This is a genomic window from Thalassoglobus polymorphus (genome assembly GCF_007744255.1).
Classification (GTDB): Bacteria; Planctomycetota; Planctomycetia; order Planctomycetales; family Planctomycetaceae; genus Thalassoglobus; species Thalassoglobus polymorphus.
This window is the reverse complement of the sequence record NZ_CP036267.1, coordinates 4,024,522-4,046,063: the sequence shown is the minus strand read 5'-3', so window position 1 is coordinate 4,046,063 and position 21,542 is coordinate 4,024,522. Positions and strand designations below refer to the sequence as shown.

Annotated in this window: 16 protein-coding genes; 10 read left to right on the top strand and 6 right to left on the bottom strand. The window is 50.4% G+C overall.

The genetic code is table 11. The features are described 5' to 3' along the window. Window positions 1-225: 225 nt before the first annotated feature. On the bottom strand, window positions 226-2,091 hold the full coding sequence (locus Mal48_RS14445; protein WP_145200817.1) for a hypothetical protein: 1,866 nt from the start codon (window positions 2,089-2,091) through the stop codon (window positions 226-228). Window positions 2,092-2,666: 575 nt separating this feature from the next. On the opposite strand from Mal48_RS14445, the gene Mal48_RS14440 reads away from it, so the two are divergent. Beyond that, window positions 2,667-5,246 carry a heavy metal translocating P-type ATPase gene (locus Mal48_RS14440; protein ID WP_145200814.1) on the top strand — a complete coding sequence of 860 codons (2,580 nt, stop codon included), beginning with the start codon at window positions 2,667-2,669 and terminating at the stop codon, window positions 5,244-5,246. A 29-nt stretch (window positions 5,247-5,275) separates the two neighbouring features. After that, the gene (locus Mal48_RS14435) at window positions 5,276-6,589 is read left to right on the top strand and encodes an NAD(P)/FAD-dependent oxidoreductase (protein WP_145200811.1); all 1,314 of its coding nucleotides are present in this window, start codon (window positions 5,276-5,278) and stop codon (window positions 6,587-6,589) included. 91 nt (window positions 6,590-6,680) lie between these two features. On the opposite strand, the gene Mal48_RS14430 is transcribed toward Mal48_RS14435, so the two are convergent. Both Mal48_RS14430 and Mal48_RS14425 read right to left on the bottom strand, forming a co-directional pair. Continuing rightward, window positions 6,681-6,887, bottom strand: coding sequence for a DUF3565 domain-containing protein (locus Mal48_RS14430; RefSeq protein ID WP_145200808.1), 207 nt, complete (start codon window positions 6,885-6,887; stop codon window positions 6,681-6,683). 175 nt (window positions 6,888-7,062) lie between these two features. After that, complete coding sequence (locus Mal48_RS14425) at window positions 7,063-7,824, bottom strand: carbonic anhydrase family protein (RefSeq protein ID WP_145206235.1); 762 nt, start codon at window positions 7,822-7,824, stop codon at window positions 7,063-7,065. A gap of 894 nt (window positions 7,825-8,718) precedes the next feature. On the opposite strand from Mal48_RS14425, the gene Mal48_RS14420 reads away from it, so the two are divergent. Continuing rightward, window positions 8,719-8,946 (top strand): transposase, encoded by a 228-nt coding sequence (locus Mal48_RS14420; RefSeq protein ID WP_145196836.1) that lies wholly within the window; start codon window positions 8,719-8,721, stop codon window positions 8,944-8,946. 532 nt (window positions 8,947-9,478) lie between these two features. Here Mal48_RS14420 and Mal48_RS14415 read toward each other — a convergent pair. Beyond that, window positions 9,479-10,036 (bottom strand): hypothetical protein, encoded by a 558-nt coding sequence (locus tag Mal48_RS14415; RefSeq protein ID WP_145200805.1) that lies wholly within the window; start codon window positions 10,034-10,036, stop codon window positions 9,479-9,481. Window positions 10,037-10,160: 124 nt separating this feature from the next. On the opposite strand from Mal48_RS14415, the gene Mal48_RS14410 reads away from it, so the two are divergent. From Mal48_RS14410 to Mal48_RS14380, 7 genes are all read left to right on the top strand, one after another. Beyond that, entirely contained in the window at window positions 10,161-11,213 is a 1,053-nt protein-coding gene (locus tag Mal48_RS14410) for an integron integrase (RefSeq protein WP_391600785.1), read from the top strand. A 285-nt stretch (window positions 11,214-11,498) separates the two neighbouring features. After that, on the top strand, window positions 11,499-13,217 hold the full coding sequence (gene groL / locus Mal48_RS14405; protein ID WP_145200803.1) for a chaperonin GroEL: 1,719 nt from the start codon (window positions 11,499-11,501) through the stop codon (window positions 13,215-13,217). Window positions 13,218-13,314: 97 nt separating this feature from the next. Beyond that, entirely contained in the window at window positions 13,315-13,605 is a 291-nt protein-coding gene (gene groES / locus Mal48_RS14400) for a co-chaperone GroES (protein WP_145200800.1), read from the top strand. Between the two features lie 211 nt (window positions 13,606-13,816). Continuing rightward, window positions 13,817-15,436: a chaperonin GroEL gene (gene groL, locus Mal48_RS14395; protein WP_145200796.1), complete on the top strand. Its 1,620-nt coding sequence runs from the start codon at window positions 13,817-13,819 to the stop codon at window positions 15,434-15,436. Window positions 15,437-15,741: 305 nt separating this feature from the next. Continuing rightward, a complete protein-coding gene (dnaJ, locus tag Mal48_RS14390) occupies window positions 15,742-16,875 on the top strand; it encodes a molecular chaperone DnaJ (RefSeq protein ID WP_145200793.1) in 1,134 nt (377 codons plus the stop codon). Window positions 16,876-17,176: 301 nt separating this feature from the next. Then, a complete protein-coding gene (grpE, locus tag Mal48_RS14385; RefSeq protein ID WP_145200790.1) occupies window positions 17,177-17,731 on the top strand; it encodes a nucleotide exchange factor GrpE in 555 nt (184 codons plus the stop codon). A gap of 251 nt (window positions 17,732-17,982) precedes the next feature. Further along, window positions 17,983-18,267: an FmdB family zinc ribbon protein gene (locus tag Mal48_RS14380; protein ID WP_145200787.1), complete on the top strand. Its 285-nt coding sequence runs from the start codon at window positions 17,983-17,985 to the stop codon at window positions 18,265-18,267. A gap of 191 nt (window positions 18,268-18,458) precedes the next feature. Here the strand turns inward: Mal48_RS14380 and Mal48_RS14375 are convergent, their stop codons facing one another. Then, complete coding sequence (locus Mal48_RS14375) at window positions 18,459-19,709, bottom strand: PQQ-binding-like beta-propeller repeat protein (RefSeq protein WP_231739590.1); 1,251 nt, start codon at window positions 19,707-19,709, stop codon at window positions 18,459-18,461. A gap of 279 nt (window positions 19,710-19,988) precedes the next feature. Further along, window positions 19,989-21,506, bottom strand: coding sequence for a sugar ABC transporter ATP-binding protein (locus Mal48_RS14370; RefSeq protein ID WP_145200784.1), 1,518 nt, complete (start codon window positions 21,504-21,506; stop codon window positions 19,989-19,991). Window positions 21,507-21,542 lie beyond the last annotated feature (36 nt).

Sequence of the window (21,542 nt, the reverse complement as noted above, 5' to 3'; positions counted from 1 at the left end):
GTCGTGAATGGCCAAGTCGAGCGAACTTTTCATTCGGGCAACTGGCTGAGACGCCGTTTCCCGGTCGAGCCTGCTGTTACGAGATCTTGCCCGAAAACCTCCGGAATAGTCGCTTTCCTCAACGTTTGAGAGAGCAATTTCAGGTTTCAGGATCAGCTCTCACAGAATTGCACCAGCCGATGCTGTTGAGAGGCCGTTTCGGACTGGGGTAGTACGAATTCCCGCTTACTTGGGATCGTTCTGGAGCGATTCAATCTCGATGACACGTGCCGTTGGTTTTGCAGTGTCGATTGAGAAGGGGGCTTTCACGTCATTTCGCGAGATATTCCCGGCTGCATCACGAACATCGAGCCGTAAGAAGAATTGACTTGCGATGCCTTGGGGGACATCCCATGTGTAACTGTTTGTGTTCGGTTTCCAGCCATCAATCAGAACCCAGGGGCCTTCAGCTTTCAAAGCGTAGTAGAGTGCGACTGCGTTCGCGTCGAGATGTAGATCATTTGCAGTCCACTCGATTTTCAGTTTGTCTTTTCCCTCAACCTGTAGCGGAGATTTCACTTTGACGACTGGGCGTGTCTGATCAACCGTGATGACAATTTCTGGTTTATCTCCAGGTTGTGGCGGTGTTGCGACGATCCCGGCTCCGTTGCGGATTCTGAACGAAAATCCGTACTGACCATCTCTGGGAACCGTCGCGACGATCGGAGAGACCCGGTCTTGATCGCTTCCATAGTGGAACCATTTGGCTCCCCCATCTTCAGTGATATACAACTCAACCCTCGAAACGCCCGATGGACCGACGTCCTCGAGTTCGTAGGCGATGCGAAAAGTGTTGGAATTGACGAGATGTCCAACGGAGCGTCCAGCCGCATCTTTGACTGAACGCTGAATGTTCACGAGTTTCTTGTCAACGAATTTTGATTTCTCCTCTGACTCCTCACTCATTTTCGGCGAGGTCATCGACTCTTTCGAGCCAAACTCAGATTGCTGAGTTGGAATTTCCTGCTGAGGTGGTGTTGGTTTTGGAGTTGGAGTCGCCTCTTGAGTTGACCTCTTCTGCTGAGGCGGCGTTGTTTGCTGGAAGAGATCCGTTTGCTGGGGTGGCGTCGGTTGCGGAGGTGGCGTCGAGAAAGGATCTCCGGCAAGCGGTGGTGGAGTCGCCTTCGGTGCTGCTTTCTGAAGTGGCGCTAATTCATTAGAACCATTGCCATTGCTCACTGCGGTGACAGGAGTTTTCTTCAGCAGGTCATCGCCCGGAAGGATCAGGTCTGTTCCCTGAAACTTTGAGCCGATTCTGGAGTCGTTTTTGGGATGAATCTCCATTCCGATATCGAGTGGTTGATTCGCCAGCATTTGCGGCTTGGCATCTTTGGCAACTGGTCGAGAATTTTGTTGCGCCGGGTTTGCTGGATTCGAGATTCCAGCGACGATGGTTTGAGTGGCGATCTCAGCCAGATTTCCAGCTGCGTCTTGAATACGCCCACGGACTTCAACGAGTCCTGCTTTCGGAACCGACCAGGAGGTCCGGCCTTGTTTCGCTGGTCTGACTTCGACTCTTTCCCATGTCTGTTGCACAGGATCGAGGAACTCCAACTGTAACGAACTCTCAATAAGATGATCGTCTGTGGCATTCCATTGAAGTTCCACTTCGCCACCAACTGGTGTTTCAGCAAGATCGAGGCTGAGTGACGGCTGCTTGGTGTCGATGATCACTTTCAATCCCGGTTCATGATTCCCGGCCGGGTAAGTGAGTCCGTTGGATGTTCGAGTCCGAACCGAAAACCAGAACTCACCATCTTCACTTGCTTCGTAGGTGAACTTTCCGGCATCCGGTTGCACGGAATCGTGAAGTCGCCAACTGGCCCCACGATTGATCGAGACAAACAGCTGAATTTCGTTTGCTCCGATTTTTTTCAATTCAGCCTGATCAAACTGAAACGGAATTTTGAACTTGTTTGTCCGCGAGAAAACCGGATCGGCAGCGAAGGCACCTGTTGCCAAGAAGCACAGGATGATCAACGAGAGAAGAACTGAAGGCGTTCGTTCCTTCCGGGCTTCCAACGTGTTCCAATTTCGAAAAAAGTTCAACATGGTTTGTCTGCACGTCATCAGGAATCGGTGGGAGGATTCATGAGTGTCATGCTGCGATCACAGTTTTGATGAGATCTCACCAAGTGATGGGATTGCATCAATAGCTGAACGCCAGAACTGATTCATGTTTCGCTGTGAAACGCATTGATTCGGCAACAAATTTGCCGATCTTCACCAAGCACAATTCGAGGTCCGATTCAAAAAGTGCGCTGGAATTTCCGCGCAAATGCGGACATCCCCCCGGATCGTTATCGTCCTTCTTGCGCCAGTCTCTTCATGAGAATGTGCAAGTGCGGTGAGAAATCATTTTCCGCGACATGCTTCGACAGTATTCGACAGCTTTAATGCATCGCAATCAAAGTCCACATTTCAACCCCGTGAAATTTTCGGTACTGACTCTCTAACACATGCAGGGCAAATGAGTTGTGGCAAATTGAGACTTAGCTCATTGTCCCGGGGGACTAGTTCTTCTAAACTACTGGTAGCAAATAGTTTGCGTGGCATGCCAAATACTAGATGGCACAACATGGCAGTGTTCAACTCAGAGTCTTCTCAAGTCGAATTCGAGTCAAAAAATGGCAATCGATCCAATATGCGGAATGGAAGTTGACGAAAAAACTGGCAGGAAATCGGTTGTTGGTGGCGAACCGGTCTACTTTTGCAGCGAGCATTGTCAGAAAAAATACTTGAGTGAGCAGTCGCAGGAAACACAACCTTCGGCAAGCGGCCTGGAAGTGATGGAGAGTTGCTGCTCAACCGATGCGGAACCGGCCCCTGTTGAATCCTCGCCAGATGCTGGCTGTTGTGGAGCCCCCGAAGAAACGTCTCCAGTTGCCGAGGCTGCGGAGCAAGATTCCCAAGGGAAGGACTGCTGCCACGGCGGGGGAGACGCTCAGGCGAATGTAAATGCTTCCAGTGAAGCGAAGTACATTTGTCCGATGTGCCCGGGAATCGAAAGCGACAAGCCGGGTGATTGCTCGAAGTGCGGAATGGCACTGGAGCGGAATCCATCTTTCAAGGGGGCAAGCCAGAAGACGATCTATATCTGCCCGATGCATCCAGAGGTCGAGCAGGAAAGCCCGGGGGATTGTCCGATCTGCGGGATGGATCTCGAACCAAAGACGATCCGTGTCGATGATGAAGATGACGATCACGAGTTAACCTCGATGACACGGCGATTTTGGGTTTCAGTCGCGTTGTCGGTCCCCATTATGATCCTGGCGATGGGTCCGATGCTCGGCATCCCGCTGGATCGAATTGTCTCAACGACAGTCTCTCATTGGTTGCAATTCATCTTGGCGACACCAGTCTTCTTCTGGTGCGGTTGGTCATTCCTGGTTCGCGGAATACGGTCTTTAAAAACCGGTCACTTGAACATGTTCACATTGATTTCAATGGGGACAGCGGCGGCCTATTTCTTCAGCCTCTTCGCCATTCTCTTCCCGCATTTGATTCCGAAAAGCTTCTACGAGCATGGAAGCGTTCCGGTCTACTTTGAAGCAGCAACCATGATTACTGCTCTGGTTTTACTGGGACAGGTGTTGGAACTCAGGGCAAGGAAGCAGACCAGTGGTGCGATTCGCGAATTGATGTCACTCACGCCTGAGACAGCCCGCGTGGTGAGAGACGGTCAGGAAAAAATTGTCCCACTCGATGAAGTCGTCCAGGGCGATCGAATTCGGATCGTTCCCGGAGACAAAATCCCGGTTGATGGCAAAGTGACCAGTGGGAGTAGCCGTGTCGATGAAGCGATGATCACTGGAGAACCGGTCCCTGTCCTGAAGGAAACCGGAGATGAAGTCATCGGTGGAACAGTGAACGAAACGGGTTCCTTCGAAATGGAAGCCGAAAAAGTGGGAAGCGAAACGACGCTCTCACGGATCGTTGAAATGGTGGCAAACGCCCAGCGAAGCCGCGCCCCCATTCAGAAACTGGCGGACACTGTCTCCAGCTACTTTGTTCCCACTGTGATTGCCGTTTCGATTCTCACCTTTATTCTGTGGGCAATTTTCGGTCCCGCCGAAGCGAAGCTCGGCTACGCCTTCGTTAATGCGGTGGCTGTGCTTGTCATCGCTTGTCCGTGTGCGTTGGGGCTGGCAACACCAATGTCCATCATGGTCGGAGTCGGACGTGGTGCTCAGGAAGGGGTACTGATTAAAGATGCAGAATCGCTCGAAGTTCTTGAAAAGGTCGACTATTTAATTGTCGACAAAACAGGAACGCTCACTGAGGGACGTCCGAAACTGACGAGAACAGTCTCACTCACTAATCTGAACGAAGATGAATTGATCGCGGTTGTGGCTGCTGTTGAAAAGCAGAGTGAGCACCCGCTGGGTCAGGCGATCATCGAAGCTGCTTCTGAACGTGGATTACAACTTTCAACAGTTGAGTCCTTCGACTCATCGACAGGACTTGGAGTTTCGGGAACGGTCGATGGTCAAAAAATTCTGATCGGTAGCTCATCGTTCCTTTCTGATCGAAATGTGACTGGCGTTTCTGAATCGGAAGAGCAGGCAAATGAGCTCCGGCGCGATGGTAATACGGTGATTCATGTTTCTATTGATGGTACGCTCGCGGGGTTGATGGCGATTAAAGATCCGATTAAAGAATCGACTCATGATGCTGTGAGAGGATTACACGAGCTTGGCCTGAAAATCGCGATGCTTACAGGTGACAACGAAGTGACAGCCCGTCATGTTGCTGATCAACTCGACATCGACGAAGTTCAGGCGGGGGTCAGTCCGGAAGAAAAACATCAGCGAGTACAGCAACTTCAAAAGGAAGGAAAGAGAGTCGCCATGGCGGGTGATGGAATCAACGACGCACCAGCGCTGGCTGCTTCCAATGTTGGCATCGCGATGGGAACCGGAACCGATGTCGCGATCGAAAGTGCAGGCGTCACACTGGTCAAGGGAGACCTGCGCGGAATTGAGAAGGCCATTCGCCTCAGCCGGGCAACAATGAAGAACATTCGCCAAAACCTGTTCTTTGCATTCTTCTACAATGCCTTGGGGGTTCCCATTGCAGCAGGGCTTTTATACCCATTCTTCGGACTCCTCCTCAGCCCCATGATCGCAGCGGCAGCAATGAGTATGAGTTCGGTTTCCGTGATTGCGAACGCCTTGCGATTGCGAACCACTCAATTTCGTGAATAGCTTCGTGAATAAGTGAATGAAAGACGGGTATGGTCCAAAAGCATCAAGTCGTTGTCATTGGTGGAGGCTTTGGCGGATTGGAAACAGCTCGCCGGCTACGGAGAGTCGATGTTGCTGTCACACTGGTCGACCGCAGGAACTTTCACCTCTTTCAACCGTTGCTGTATCAAGTCGCAACTGGTGGGCTCTCGCCTGCGAATATCGCTTCGCCTCTTCGGTCCATCCTCAGGCGGCAAAAAAACTGCCAGATCCTGATGGGTGAAGTCATAGGTTTTCATGCCAGGCAGAAGCAAGTTGTTCTTCGTGACAAAGTTCTCTCGTACGACACACTGGTCCTCGCCGCTGGAGCGGGGCCGAGTTATTTCGGGAATGATGGCTGGAAAACGTACGCTCCTCCTTTGAAGACGATCGAAGATGCGACATCCATTCGCGGACGAATCTACACAAGTTTCGAACTGGCAGAGAATGAAACTGACCCTGAACGACGCAAAGAACTCTTAACGTTCGTCGTGATTGGAGGAGGCCCGACAGGTGTCGAACTGGCTGGCGCTCTGGCTGATATTTCTCACCACACGCTGGTCCATGACTTTAGACATATCAATCCGAAAGAAGCCCGGATCATTCTCGTCGAAGCGGGCGGAGCGATTCTCTCGACCTATCCCTCGAAGCTGACACAAAGTGCCGCTCGAAAGGTTCAAGAATTAGGAATCGAAATCCGGATGCACACAATGGTCACCGGAATCGAAAAAGACCGAATCGAGCTGAAAACACCTTCAGGCGTCGAGCATATTGCAACACACACTGTGATGTGGGCAGCGGGAGTTAAACCCAATCCGTTGAGTCAGGCCCTCGCCAGCGAGATCGGGATCGACTGCCACAAGTCCGGACGCATCCCTGTGAACTCACAACTCAATATCGAAGGTCACCCGGATCTCTTCGTGATCGGTGATATTGCTCATTGCGAAGATCACGACGGAAAGCCGCTTCCCGGTGTCGCACCCGTCGCCATTCAGCAGGGCAGGTACGTCGCGAGAACCATTCAAGTTCGCTTGCGTGGAGACTTGGAGCCTGAACCTTTCAGATATCAAAATCGAGGTTCAATGGCGACGATCGGACGAAAGGCGGCAGTCGCGGAGATCGGAAAATTCACTTTCAGCGGATTCTTTGCATGGTTGCTGTGGCTGCTTATTCACTTGATGCAGATCGTGCAATTCCAGAACCGACTACTCGTCTTTTTTCAGTGGAGCTACAGCTACTTCACTTACAACCGATCCGCCCGGTTAATCACGCAGCCAAGCTCAGAGCGCGCTCAAGATCTCCCTGCAGATTCAAAAGAGAGCTGACATCTCCCAGCCAGGCAGCCTGAACGCCACGCAATTTTTCGGCCTCCCGATGTATCAACCGTTGAGGATACTGAAGCAATTGAAGTGCATGTTACTTGTTGTCTGCTGGGGCGTTTAAATCACATTTCTTACAATTCAGTTCGAAACCGAGCATCGATTCTCGACCTGATTCTGATTCAACCCAAGGTCTACTGACCAGCGGTGGGTCATGCCGAACGTGTTGATTGTGGCCGCATTTTAGCTCCGCAACCCAGTGGTCTTCTTCGTCTTGATGGTATCCAACGATAGGTTGCTTCATGACGATCTCACGATTAATAAAAGTCGCCTCTCACACTGGCTGGTCGGGTTTGAACAGCCAGTGCCTACCTCTTCCTCAACAGCGAGCCTGCAGAATCGTCTGCAACGAAGATGTTCGCATTCTTGTTGGACAAGAATGCGAACCGAAGCGTGAAACCTGCGTTGACCACAAATTGCTATTCAAGAAATGTGACTGTTCCGGTCTCCATATTGTAGATTCCGCCGACGATTTTGAGCTCTCCGTTTGAGACCATTTCATTAAGAATTGGGCTTTTCGCTCGAATGTTTGCCATCGTCATGCGGACGTTCTGTTCGGTAACCATGTGCACAAACTCATCGTTCTCACCCGTTTTTTCTCCCTTGTAATCAGCGAAGTGTTCGACGGCTGGGCGGATGTTACTGAGCATCGCTGTGATATTGCCAAGCTCGACGTTGTCAATCGCTCCCTTGATCGCACCGCAGTGTTCGTGGCCAAGGACCAGGATGAGTTTGGCACCGACGACTTTACAGCCAAATTCCATGCTTCCGAGGATATCAGTGTTCTCGAAATTGCCGGCAACCCTTGCGACGAACACGTCCCCAATCCCACGGTCGAACGCATCTTCAACTGGAATTCGCGAATCAAGACAGGAGAGGATCACAGCCTTTGGATGTTGGCCGAGTGCTGCCTTACGGGCTTGTTGAGAATGGTCTCTGCTCGTCAGCGTGCCCGACACAAACCGCTGGTTGCCTTCCTTGAGAATCTTGATCACATCGTCGGGCGTCAGCTGGTCGCGCTCTTCTCTCGTCAAGACCCTCTCGATACGGGGCGTGACGTCGAGAGTCGTGGCGGAACCCTGATCATCTGTGCGAGTCGAGTCAGACGGTTTCTGCGTACAGCCGAAAAAGAGGACGCAGAGCAATCCTCCAATTACGAGTCGATTCGAAAAATGGAGCATTCTTGTCATTGAAGTGATGTCTCGTTTGCTGTGGAAATCGCCCTTGTAGCATGGCGACCTACTCAACCGGGCCGGCTCCAAGCTTAGCGATCAAATTTGTTAAACCGCTCAATCGGCCAATTTCAGTCTAGCTGGTAAGATCACCACGTGAAGCGTGAATCAGGAAGTTGAGCTACAAGTAAAAACAAAGCTCGGAAGAGACCATGAATAAACAAACTAACCCAACCAATTGAAAGCAAATCAATCAGAGTGCCGCAGAAAAAACAGCAAACCCAATGGCCCCAAGAATAAGGAAGGCTGCGAACGCAGTGGCGAAAACTATGCAACCAGCTGGTGTTGGTGCCTTTTCGGCGCCAATGACAGCAAAGCGACGAATCAGAAGTTCGAGTTTTGATTCGTCGTCCGGGTGACCGCAGTCACAACGTCCGACGTCCGAGTATCGCAATTGTCCGCATTTGGGACAGCGACCGCAGCAATCGCAGAAAGGAACATCGCATTTCGGACATTGTTTGATTTTCGTGGTACGTGCAGCGCCGCAGTTGAGACACGATCCACACCCAGGGCAAACGGGCTGCTTTGCAGCGACGATGGTGTCGCAGCCAGGACATCGTATTAGGGGCCGATCTGTCATAAATGTTCGGCGGTTAGTAACACCGACGTTCGAATTACGAGGAGACGCTTGATTCAGTGCTTTCGGACAGAACTTGAATTAGGGACAGTAGGGTCTGCTGTGCGGACCAGATTTGGGCTTGTGTGTTTTGCTTGAGGGCGAATTACGAGTTATATTCTGGTTGGAGTGAACTGTAAATCAATGGACCTTACTGCATCCGACGGTCAACGAATTCGGTCCGCATAGCAGACCCTACTTTCGCTATTAAAGGAGACAGCGAAGAAGTGAAACAGTGGCGAGCACGCATGGGGACCGAAGCGGCACAAGAGATTTATCGTCAACGGACAGCGACGGCGGAATTCCCGAATGCAGGTTGTCGCAATCGAGGGTTGCATCAATTTGGAGTTCGCGGATTACTGAAAGCCAAAGCAGTGAGTTTGCTGCATGCACTGGTACACAACTTTCAACGAACTCTCGATTTGAAAGGTCAGCTGCAAGCGAAATTCAGCTAACAAAGAAAGATTGAGTTGTGACTTGCTCAACTCAAGTTAGCAAGCAGAGACCTGAAACAAAGAGACTTCGGCCCGCAACGAACTGAACTCTGAGGAGATCACGAAAGCGAAAAAATCATAGACGTAGAAAATTAGAATCAGACTTCTGAAAAATAGCATTGCAGAAGTCCAGAAAATCGCAAACCAGCCATTTATTCACAACCTGACAGCGGACCCTACTGTCCCTTTCTTCTTATTCCATCTATTCCAGCCACTCCCTCTATTTTAGAGCGAAGAGACTTAGTAACACGGGAGCCCCAAATCAACACGCCTTCGCCGGGTGATTTTGTCGAGCGGCTTGAGCGAGCAAAACAGCAGGCGGGCGGCTGAGAGTAGTCGCTCCGTAACACTCGCCATCACCAGCAATTCCGCAACAACAGAACCAGCGAGCATGAACGCATAACGCCCAAGGTAACCCGGCGGCGGCCAAGAACCTTCGATTACAGAATCCGCCCGATCCGCCGCTCGGGTTGACCGCCTTGTTCGCCCCTCGTCAGGTCCATCCGAATTTCAGTAGCCCCCGACCGCACTTTGGACATGGTGACCTTAGCTTGCCAATGTCAATGTTCGCGACATGACATATCGGACAGTACACACCATCGCCTTCGATTGGGATTGATTCTCGTAGTTCAGACAACGTGGACGCAACTCGATAGACTTCTTCCGGATCGGCATCGAGTGGTGGAAGCCCTGAAGCTTCCGGGTTGTCGATAGTTGCGTTCAATGCTCGTGTTGTAATCCATTCATCCGCACCAAGGTTCTCGTTGTCGTCGAATCGCTCTGAAATATCCAATTGACTAAACGATATTGCCTCGGGAGCCATCATTTCGACTTTTCGAAGTCGCAAAGTCAATTTGCCAGACTTCGTGAATTCAGCCTTCGTCTCCGGCTCGGCGAGAATGACCGACCAATCGTCGCCTCCGAGATGTAGTGTGGTATCGACTTGGAACGAGTCGGGAAGGTCGCTTGGTGGCATCATCGACGACGCGAATACAGCCCCAGTGGCGTCATCAACGAGCGTCAAATTGACTTTGCGACTGAACCACGACATCAAGAAACCTCTTGGGGCGAACTTGAATTAGACAGAATTAATTCTGTATGACATGTTCGTAGTAGAATTAAGGAAATTCTGTATAAATCGAAAGGGATTGTCAACAGAAAAGAGGAAAGTTGTGATGCGTCAAGATGTTGCGTCGAATAAACCTAAGCGGCAATCACAGAATTTTCATCAACGTGATCATAACGGACGCCCAAAACTCCTTGATCAGATGCGAGAGAAGCTACGCACGATGCGTTATGCCTATCGGACTGAAATCAGCTACGTCAATTGGGTTGAGAAGTTCCTCCGATTCCATCGGGATTCAGATGGTCGCTGGCGCCATCCCACGACTATGGGAAATCTGGAGATTGAACGATTTCTGAGTCATCTTGCTATCAATCGCCGAGTCTCGGCATCGACGCAAAAGCAAGCATTATGCGCCATTGTCTTTCTCTATCAACATGTGCTCGAAATCAAACTTGGAACGATCAATGTTCAACCAGCGAGCCGTCCGCCTCGAATCCCTGATGTCTTGAGTCAAGACGAGGTCGCTGCGCTGCTTTCGGAAATCAAGCATCCAACCTACTTGCTGATGGCACAACTGATGTATGGCAGCGGATTGAGACTGATGGAGTGCTGTCGTCTTAGAATCAAGGATGTGGACCTCAAGCGGATGCAAATTATTGTTCGCGACGGTAAAGGAGGAAAAGATCGGGCACTCCCATTGCCAGAAATGTGTGTTGAACAACTGAAAATCCATATTCAGCGTAGCATCTCAATGGCTCAAGAGGATGAAGCGTTGGGGACTGCAGGCGTTTCACTGCCTGATGCTTTTGATAGAAAATCCCCGCTGGCTGCGCATTCTCCGAGTTGGCAGTATGTCTTTGCTTCCAGATCGCTCTGCAAAGATCCTCGGAATCCACAAGGACCATTCTATCGACATCATGTACACGAGAATTCGCTTCAAAAAGCGGTTAAGAAAGCCGTGACCAAACTTGGAACCACAAAACGAGTGGGCTGCCATACATTTCGCCATTGCTTTGCGACACACCTTCTGGAAAACGGTTACGATATTCGAACAGTGCAGCAGTTGCTCGGCCACAAAGATGTCTCGACCACGATGATCTATACGCATGTCCTGCAGAAGGGTGCCTGTGGAGTGCGGAGTCCACTGGATGTGGTTGGCTGAGCGTACGTGAGCGAGTATTGACCGTGGCGAGACTGTCAGGTTGTCACTCCTTCCGAGTCAATGACGAATCTCTGCCAACTCGGCAGGGAGTGCGGGGCATTCTCAGAGGTGGTTCTGTTCAAGTTGTTGTTTTCAATGAACTTACGGGCGTTCTTAAGCTGTTGGCACAGAGGTTGCATCTTTGGAGAATCTGTATGTTTTATGTGACAATTCAGGCAGTCGTCAGAGGTGTCTGGATATTGTGTGGTCAAGTCTGGCATCTGCAACGCTGGATGAGGAGCAGCCGTGGCCAAGTTATTGAGCTTCGATGAAGACGCCCGCAAACAATTGCTGGCAGGGGTAACTAAACTGTCTCGCGCCGTTGCGAGTACCCTCGGCCCTCGTGGTCGAAATGCAGTCTTAGACAAAGGTTGGGGTTCCCCCAAGGTCACCAAAGACGGTGTGACTGTCGCAGAAGATATCGAACTTGAAGATAAGTTCGAGAACTGCGGTGTTCAACTCGTTAAAGAGGCAGCTTCCAAAACGGGAGATGTCGCGGGTGATGGAACCACAACGGCAACAGTATTAGCTGAAGCTGTCTATCGTGAAGGTTTGAAATTCATTGCTGCCGGTGCAGCCCCGATTGCTCTCCAGCGAGGAGTGCAGCAGGCGGTTGAAGCAGTGACTGAGTACTTGGCGAAAATCGCCAAGCCAGTCGATGCGACCGACAAGAAGGCAATCGAAACCGTTGCTACCATTGCAGGTAACAACGACAAGGAAATCGGCAAGATTCTGGCTGATGCCCTGATGAAGGTCGGCAAAGATGGCGTGATTACGGTCGAAGAAGGCCGTGGCATGGTCACCGATGTTGAACTCGTCGAAGGGATGCAGTTCGAACGCGGTTTCCTGTCGCCTCACTTTGCAACAAATGAAGATGAGCAGGAAGCAGCCCTTGATGACTGCTACGTGCTTATCAACGAAGAAAAAATCAGCAACGCCCGTGACCTGGTTCCACTGCTGGAGCAGGTTTCTAAAGCTGGCAAGCCATTGCTGATCATTGCTGAAGACATTGAAGGCGAAGCGTTGGCCACACTGGTTGTCAACAAGCTTCGTGGAATCGTCTCAGTCTGTGCTGTGAAGGCTCCCGGATATGGTGATCGTCGTAAGGCGATGATGCAGGATCTTGCGATACTGACCGGCGGAAAAGCTTTCTTCAAGGACCTTGGTGAAAAGCTGGAAGAAGTTCAGCTGGACGACCTTGGAACAGCAAAACGCGTTCGCATCAACGCTGAAAATACGACTATCGTTCAAGGTGGCGGTAAGAAAGGCGATGTTGAAGGACGAGCCGCTCAGATTCGCGCCGAGATCGAAACGACCGACAGCGAGTATGATCGTGAAAAACTTCAGGAACGCCTGGCGAAGCTCGCTGGTGGTGTTGCTCAAGTGAATGTCGGTGCGGCAACCGAAACTGAAATGAAAGAACGCAAAGACCTGATCGATGATGCACTCGCTGCAACGCGGGCTGCCATTGAAGAAGGAATTGTTCCCGGTGGCGGAGTTGCTTTGCTCCGTTCCGTGCAAGCTCTGAAGAAATTGAAAGCCAAAGGAGACGAAGGTCTCGGCGTTCAGTTGATCAGAAACGTTCTGGAAATGCCTCTCCGTAAAATTGCTGAGAACGCAGGATTGGATGGAGCTGTTGTTGCAAATACCATTCGCAAGAGTGACGACATCAACTTCGGCTATGACGCATTGAATGAAAAATATGGCGACATGTTTGATTTCGGTGTTGTTGATCCAACAAAAGTTGTTCGATCTGCACTGCAAAACGGAGCAAGTGTTGCTGCGTTGCTCATGACAACTGATGGGATCGTCGTTGATGAACCTGTCGAAGAAGATGACGACCATCACCATGATGATCACCACGATATGGGTGGCATGGGCGGAATGGGCGGCGGAATGCCTGGTATGGGCGGCATGGGTGGCATGCCTGGAATGGGTGGCATGCCTGGAATGGGCGGCTTCTAAGTTCCCCGTGAGGTTCACTCACGGAAAGCTTATTAAGTAAAAAACTGTCCGGTGAAACCCGGTCTTCATAAATAGATAGTCAAGGAGTTAAATCGAGATGACACTCAATCCTCTTGATGATCGCGTTGTTATCCAGGCTTTGGATGCGGAAGAAACCACAGCTGGTGGAATCGTTCTTCCCGACTCAGCGCAAGAAAAGCCACAACGTGGTAAAGTGATTGCTGTTGGTCCGGGACGCTTGCTGGAAAGCGGCGAACGATCAGCAGTGAGCGTTGTTGTTGGTGACGAAGTCCTGTTCGGTAAATACGGCGGAACAGACATCGAAGTTGACGGCAGCGAGATCAAGATCCTTCGTGAAGGCGATATTCTCGCTAAAATCGTTGGTTAGACCAGATTTGAAAGCTGTCCTATCAAGACTTTTCAAGTAATTTGAAAGAGTCAAAACAGTTTTCAGTCAACGTTCAAATTTTTGACGAGGACATTGGTTTGTCCAGTGTCCTCGTTTTTCGATACATAAACTGAATGACAAAACTGAACGGAAGTGGCGGAATTCATGTCTGTCAGTTGACGTCATTGACTTTCAACGAGGAGTCATCGAGGTGGCCAAACAATTACTTTTTGATGACCGTGCCCGCCTGAAGTTGCAGCGCGGTGTCAACACACTTGCCGATGCGGTTGCCGTGACAATGGGACCGACTGGTCGCAATGTGATCATCGATAAAAGCTTCGGCAATCCGGTTGTTACGAAGGATGGAGTCACGGTTTCGAAAGAAGTCGAACTCGAAGACCCTTACGAACACATGGGTGCAAAGCTTGTCAACGAAGTGGCAACCAAAACCAGCGATGTTGCCGGTGACGGAACCACGACTGCGACAGTTCTCGCGAGAGCGATTTACTCAGAAGGTTTGCGTAGCATTTCGATGGGAGCAAACCCAACCGTTGTTCGCAGAGGAATTGAAAAGGCAGTTGACGCTGCCATCGCATTCCTGGAAGAGTTCGCTCGACCGGTTACTGACAAAAAAGAAATCGAACATGTCGGAGCGATTTCAGCGAATAACGATACTGAGATCGGAAAGCTCATTGCGGATGCGATGGAGCAAGTCGGTCGTGACGGTGTCATCACTGTCGAAGAAGGGAAATCAAGCGAGACGACTCTCGAACTTGCAGAAGGAATGCAATTCGACAAAGGGTACATTTCGCCTTACTTCGTGACAGATGCCTCAGATATGAAAGCAGTCCTCGATGATTGCTACATCCTGTTGCATGAGAAAAAGATTTCAAACCTGCGGGAATTCATTCCGCTACTTGAAAAGATTTCTCAAACTGGCAAACCATTGTTGGTCATCGCAGAGGATGTTGACGGCGAAGCACTGACAGCACTGGTTGTGAACCGTCTTCGCGGCATTCTCCCTGTCTGTGCAGTGAAAGCTCCTGGTTTTGGAGATCGCCGCAAAGCGATGCTGGCCGATATTGCAGTCTTGACTGGCGGAACTCTGATCTCAGAAGAACTCGGCATCAAGCTGGAAAGTGTTGAACTCGATCAACTCGGACAAGCTTCGAAAATTGAAGTTAGTAAGGATTCCTGTACTATCGTCGGCGGAGCTGGCACTCAGGAAGCGATCCAAAAACGTGTTGGTCAAATCAAACGACACATTGAAGAAACCGACAGCGAATACGATCGTGAAAAGTTTCAGGAACGACTCGCCAAAATGACAGGTGGAGTTGCCATCATTTCGGTCGGTGCTTCGACAGAAGCTGAGATGAAACAAACCAAAGCACGTATGGAAGATGCCTTGCATGCGACCCGTGCCGCGGTTGAAGAGGGTGTCCTCCCCGGTGGCGGTGTGGCACTTCTACGTTCCATCGAAGCGATTTCGAACGTCAAAGCCAAAGGTGACGAAAAGATCGGTGTCAAGATTATCGCTCGTGCACTTGAAGCTCCAATTCGCCAAATTGCGAATAACTGTGGCGTCGACGGTTCTGTCATTGCTGACGAAGTGAAAAACCTTGAACACCCAACCCACGGTTACAATGCTGCCAACGGAAAGTATGGCGACATGTACAAGGCGGGTGTGATTGATCCTGCGAAAGTTGTCAAAAGTGCCTTGCGTTATGCATCGTCCATCTCTGGTTTGATGCTCACGACACAAGTTCTTGTGACTCGCACAGATGATCTCGAAGGTGGTGAAAAAGCCGCTGTCGAAGGTGCTGTTCGATAATCGACATCTTCCGAAACATGTTTCATGTCCCGGAATGAAGAAAAGGTTCATTGAGCCCCGCGAGCCACCGTTTATCCGGTGGCTCGTTGTTTATGTGGACATCACACTTTCTGCAACTCCCTCATGTTGAGGGATCGGTCAGTTTGAAATCCGTCCGGAAAAATTTGGAAGAGCTGCTGATCTCAACGTCTGAGAGAGCAATTTCAAGTTGAAGGATCGGTTATTGTGATGCTCCAACTCTTACTGAGAACCATACTTGTGAACGAGCAGCTATGTCCTGCTCGACGAACTCCCTGGATTGCTCCATGGCGACAAAGCGTTGTTACTACGAAGTCCTCGAAGTCAGTAAGACTGCGTCGACTCAAGAAATAAAAAAATCGTACAAGAAGATGGCGCTTCAGTACCATCCTGATCGTAACTCCGATGACGAGAATGCGACCGAGAAGTTCAAGGAAGCTGCCGAAGCGTACGAAGTCCTCGGTGATGATGAGAAGCGTCGCCGGTACGATCAGTACGGCCATGCTGGAGTGCAAGGTGCTCGTGGCGGCGCTGGCGGATTTCAGGATGTCGGCGACATCTTTGAAGCATTCGGAGATCTTTTCGAAGGCTTCGGATTCGGTGGTGGACGTCGTGGCGGAGCGAGACGAGGTGGACGTGGGTCAGATTTGAAGACCAGCCTTGAACTTGATCTCACCGAAGCTGCCAAAGGTGTTGAGAAAGAAGTTGAAATTCAGCGTAAGAAGCCTTGTGGACGCTGTAGTGGTTCAGGTGCAGAACCGGGGCACTCACCCGAAACCTGCGACTACTGTGGTGGTCACGGGCAAGTTGTACAGTCACAAGGTTTCTTTCGAGTTCAAACGGCCTGTCCGACCTGTCGTGGTTCGGGAAAAGTCGTTCGGCATAAGTGCAATAACTGTTATGGATCAGGTCGAGAAGATGAGCATGTCACCCGGACGGTAACGGTCCCGGCAGGAATTGAGACCGGTCAGCACCTTTGTTTACGTGGCGAAGGTGAAGCGGGTGTCCAAGGTGGCGCCAGTGGCGATTTGTATGTCGAAATCCGGGTTCGTGAGCATCCGATCTTCCATCGTGAAGGTTCACATTTGCTCTGTGAAATTCCGATTTCCTATTCACAGGCAGCTTTGGGGGCGATCATCGAGATCCCCTTGATTGATGGTCAGGACACGCTAAAAATTCCAGCGGGGACACAACCCGGCCATCTCTTTCAGATTCGTGGGCAAGGGATGCCCGACCCAAGAGGGCGTCCTCCTGGGGATTTACATGTTGAAATTCAAGTCGTTGTTCCCAAGAAGCTCAGTGAAGAACACCGTGAACTTCTGATGAAACTTGCCGATCATGAAGAAGCTGAAGTTCACCCGAACCAAAAGAATTGGTTTGAACGACTCAGAGATTTCGTGACCGGTGCGGAAGGAAGTTAAGAGCTCCGCCGGTCCGGTTGAAATCATGCTCGTGATATTCACATGCATGATAAACATGTGATCTTGTGGTCGCGCAGCCTCCACGGCTGCTTGGCCGAGGGGAATGAGATTCTCTAACAAATGTGGCTACTCCCCAAAAGATAGAACAGCAATAGTCATTGAGAAGTTGCGATCGTTGAAGAGTTAGAAGTTCAGTTGAGTCCGTGTTAGACGGAAGTTTGAGATAATCGTACTGACGTCATTTGTCAGATCAACAGAATGTGAGTCGGAAATCCGACGGCCCATTGAGAGCAAGAAAGAGATGTCGACCGAAACCCCTGAGAATGATCTCCCACCAGAAGAGTTGGATCAGGTTGAGGACACTGCGGATGTTGAATCCGAAGAGTCTGTCGATCCGCTTGTAGCACTCGAGCAGGAACGTGATCAGTTTCGTGATCAGTTTTTGCGCACAGTTGCAGAGATGGATAACTTCCGGAAACGAGTGAATCGTGAACGCGAAGATGACCGAAAGTATTCCAACTTCGGTTTAATCAGTGATTTGCTTCCAGCGATCGACAACTTGGAGCGAGCCATCGAAGTCGTCTCCAGTGACGAATCGGCAGCTAGCGTATTGCAAGGTGTCGAAATGGTCCTTAAGCAGTTCGAAGATATTCTCGTCAAGAATGGCGCAGAATTTATTGATGCTCAAGGTCAGCCATTTGATCCGAATTTGCATGAAGCGCTTCAGCAACGTCCGACAGCGGAGGTTCCGCCAATGACAGTTGTTGAGGTTCTTGAGCGGGGAGTGAAGATTCACGATCGAGTGATTCGCCCAAGTAAAGTGATCGTCTCGACCGAATCAACTGACGAGAACTGAGCCGAAGCCTGAACTCACTCTCAAGCACTGATGAAAAAATTGACCATTCCAATAGCGTCCGGACTGGTTCTCATCTGAATGATGCCTGAACCGCTTTGTTATAGCGCACCTATCGAATTGGTTTGCAGGTTCTGCCTCGTGGCGAACAGTATTTTTACTAGAGAAATGCGTTCTTCACGGGCACTTGGTAGAGCAAACTGCTCTAGCGTGAGCAGCAATTCCAACATCTCGTTTTAACAGAAGTTACATCTATGCCTACTTACGACTATCGATGCAAAGATTGCGAACATACTTGGGAAGAATTCCAGTCCATCAAAGCTAAGCCGACAAAAAAATGTCCTGAGTGCGGAAAGCGTAAAGCAGAACGTATGATCGGTCCTGGGGCTGGCATTATCTTCAAAGGTTCCGGTTTCTATGAAACGGACTATCGCTCCGCCGCTTACAAAAAAGATGCGGCAGCGGATAAGAAGAAAGCTGAGCCCGCCAAAACAGAAAGCAAATCCGATTCAAAACCGAAGAGCAGCTCTGAGAGTTGATACCAGCGTGTAGTCTCAAAATCACGCTGATTCAACACATGAGTTTTTGTCAGGCAGATGAACGGTTGGTGATGAACTCTATCGAGTGATGAAATCAGAATTCGGGGTCACGATAGAGCAGATTGTTCTATCGTGTGCCCCAGAAGAACACGTTTTTCCGGTGAATTTACGGATCGCAAAGTTGATAAATGCTATCGCGTTTTACGATTCTTCCCCTTCGGGACATCCACTGCGACCAATGTTCCGGTAGCATTTCGACCATAGATCCGGCCGTTGAGAAAGATGGGGACGGTCCAGCACCGTCCACTCAGGAATGGAACTCGTGCAATCTCCTGAAAGCTTTCAGGAGTCGCTTTGGCGAGAATCAGCTCTCCATCCTCGGATAAAGCCAACAGCTTCCCGTCGACAATCATCAGCGACCCGCAGCCCATGCCACGCTGCTTCCAGGCGATCTCGCCTGTTTTCATTTTCATGCAAGTCAACTGTACGACACGACCCAAGTTTGAGTTGCCATCGAATCCGTACAGGTTGCCGTTGAATAAAATGCTGTTGTTGAAGTGGTTCCGCATTCCACGGTTCTTGTAGACCTGCTCAAGATCGCTTCCTGTCCAGCGATACAGTGCGCAACCGACATTGTATCCCGCAGAGATGTAAATCAAATTTCCTTCGACGATGGGAGTTGTCGAATTGGTCCGGAATGGAGATTCCCAGGGAGTCTGGGCAATTTCCTGGCCGGTGTCAGCGGCGTAGACTCGCAGTGCATCACAGTCCAGAGTCACGATGTACGATTGCTCGCCTTCCTTCATGACCGCGGCTGAGCCGTAACCTGCGGTGTGCTGACCCGACTCCCATTTCTTTTCACCGGTCAACTTGTTGTACGAAACAACCCGCCCCGCTTCGAGGAGAATTTGATCCTTGTAAACGTATGCCGAACTTGTGAATCCCCATTCGGGCAGAATCACATTCAGATCCTTCTGGAGGTCTTTTTGCCAGACGATCTTTCCGGTCTCAGCTTCAAAACAAAATAGCTGACCTTCGCGCCCGACCGTGTAGACAAGTCCTTCATGAATTGTTGGAGTCGATCCCGGCCCTCCTTCGTGCAGGTTATCAACAAGTTGGCATGGATACTTGTGAGACCACAGGACCTCACCGTTCTGCTCATTCATGCAATAGACGTACTCTTCTCCATCCACGTGCCCCATCGTGAATAACCGGCCGTCATCGATCGAGATGGAACTGAATCCGATTCCGATCTCTCGTTTCCAGGCGACAGGGAGGCCTGAAGTCGGCCAGTCTGTGCTCCAGTCCGATTCGGTTGAAATTCCGTCATGCTTTGGCCCCATCCATTGCGGCCATGATCGCTCCTCTGCAAAAGAGAGAGAGCAGACTAGTACGAAGAGTATCGAGCCGCTCCACAGCCAACATTGCTTTCTGAATTTCATTTCAACGTCCTGATTTCAACGAATGTCATATTGCAGTTCTTGAGTGCTCACCAAGCGGTCCGAAACCTGATGAACCTGATGAACCTGATGAACCTGATGAACCGGGAGGTCCGAATTGGTCTCTGGAATTATGGGGGATTTTCTGTAGAGGCTTTCGATTCGGAGGCTCAGTGATTTTGTGCAAGTCAGACTGTCGTTGCCACCCTGTTTCTTGTCAATCTGAAGAAGTGAATCTCTTTGAATCTTTTGGGTTCCAGAGCGAATTGGCAAATGAGAAAATCAGTCAGCCAGCTTCGTTGCCAGTTCCATGATGCGTTCTTCACTAAAGTCTTTTTTTGCAAGTTCGCCAGTGAGGTGTCCTTCGCAGAGGACGAGAATGCGGTCACAAAGAGTGATGAGTTCAGGGAGTTCGCTGGAAGTTACAATGATGGCGAGACCGTCTTTGCAGAGGTTGTCGATCACTTGATACAACTCCGCTTTTGCACCGACGTCCACGCCGCGGGTCGGGTCGTCAAGAAGTAAGACCTCTGGTTGAGTTCGCAGCCAGCGAGCGATGATACATTTTTGCTGATTTCCTCCGGAGAGGCTTGTGATGGCTGTCTCCGCTGTGGCTGTTTTGACACCGAGTTCGTCGATCGACTTTTTTGCTGCTGCGGCTTCCGTTCGAGAGTGAACGATGCCTGTCGAGACTGAATCGGGTAGTGTGCAGATTGTGATGTTCTCTCGCACAGACATTTGCTGAAAGAGTCCAAGGCGTTTTCGGTCTTCGGTCACCATCGCGATGCCCGCTTCTTTGGCTTCCGAAGGGTGCCGAAAGTTGACAACTTCTCCATTGAGAAGAATGCGACCTTCCGGGAGGTCTTCACTCGCTCCAAAGATGCATTCGAGTAACTCGGTACGGCCAGCTCCCATCAGTCCGGCAATGCCGACAACTTCACCTTTTCGCAGCGTGAATGAAACATCTTTCAGTTTCCACCCACGAGCATGTCCGGGCCAGAGAAGTGACAGGTTCGAGACTTCGAGGACAGGCTCTGTCGCTTGGCGGCCTTTACCGAGGCGGATTAATTCAATTTCTCGCCCGACCATTAAGTGAGTCACCTCTTGCGGTGTGGTCTCTTCGCGATTGAGAGTTTTGACATGCTGTCCGTCTCGCAGGATTGTAATTCGGTCCGACAGTCGAAAGACTTCCTCCATTTTGTGCGAGATGTAAAGTATCGTCACTCCTTCATTCCGGAGCATCTCGATGACACGAAATAACCGTTCAACTTCTGTTTCGGTGAGTGCGCTAGTCGGTTCATCCATAATGAGGATGTCCGACTTCAGAGAGAGCGCCTTTGCAATTTCAACGAGCTGTTGGTCCCCCACGCGAAGTTCACTGACGTTTTGTCGCGGGTGAATTTCACATTCCAGTTGATCAAACAGCGTTTGGGATTCCGCAAACATTGCCGCCTCGTTCAGAAAGAACGAGTGACGGAGTTCACGGCCCAGGAAAATGTTGGCTGCGACAGAGAGTTCTTCAACGAGATTTAGCTCTTGATGAATGATGCTGATTCCAACGGATTCGGCATCGCGTGTGCCGGTGAACCCGGTCTTTGTTCCGTTGACGAAAAAATCCCCTTCATAGTCGGTCAAGACTCCTGAAAGGATTTTCATTAACGTACTTTTTCCAGCTCCGTTCTCACCGCAGATCGAATGGAATTCCCCTTTGCGGACGTTAAACGAAACGTCGTTCAGCGCAACCACTCCCGGAAACCGTTTGGTGACATGTTGAAAATCAATCGCCAGCATCGAGATCATCTTCGGTCAGAGATTTAAGATCAGCATATCTGAATC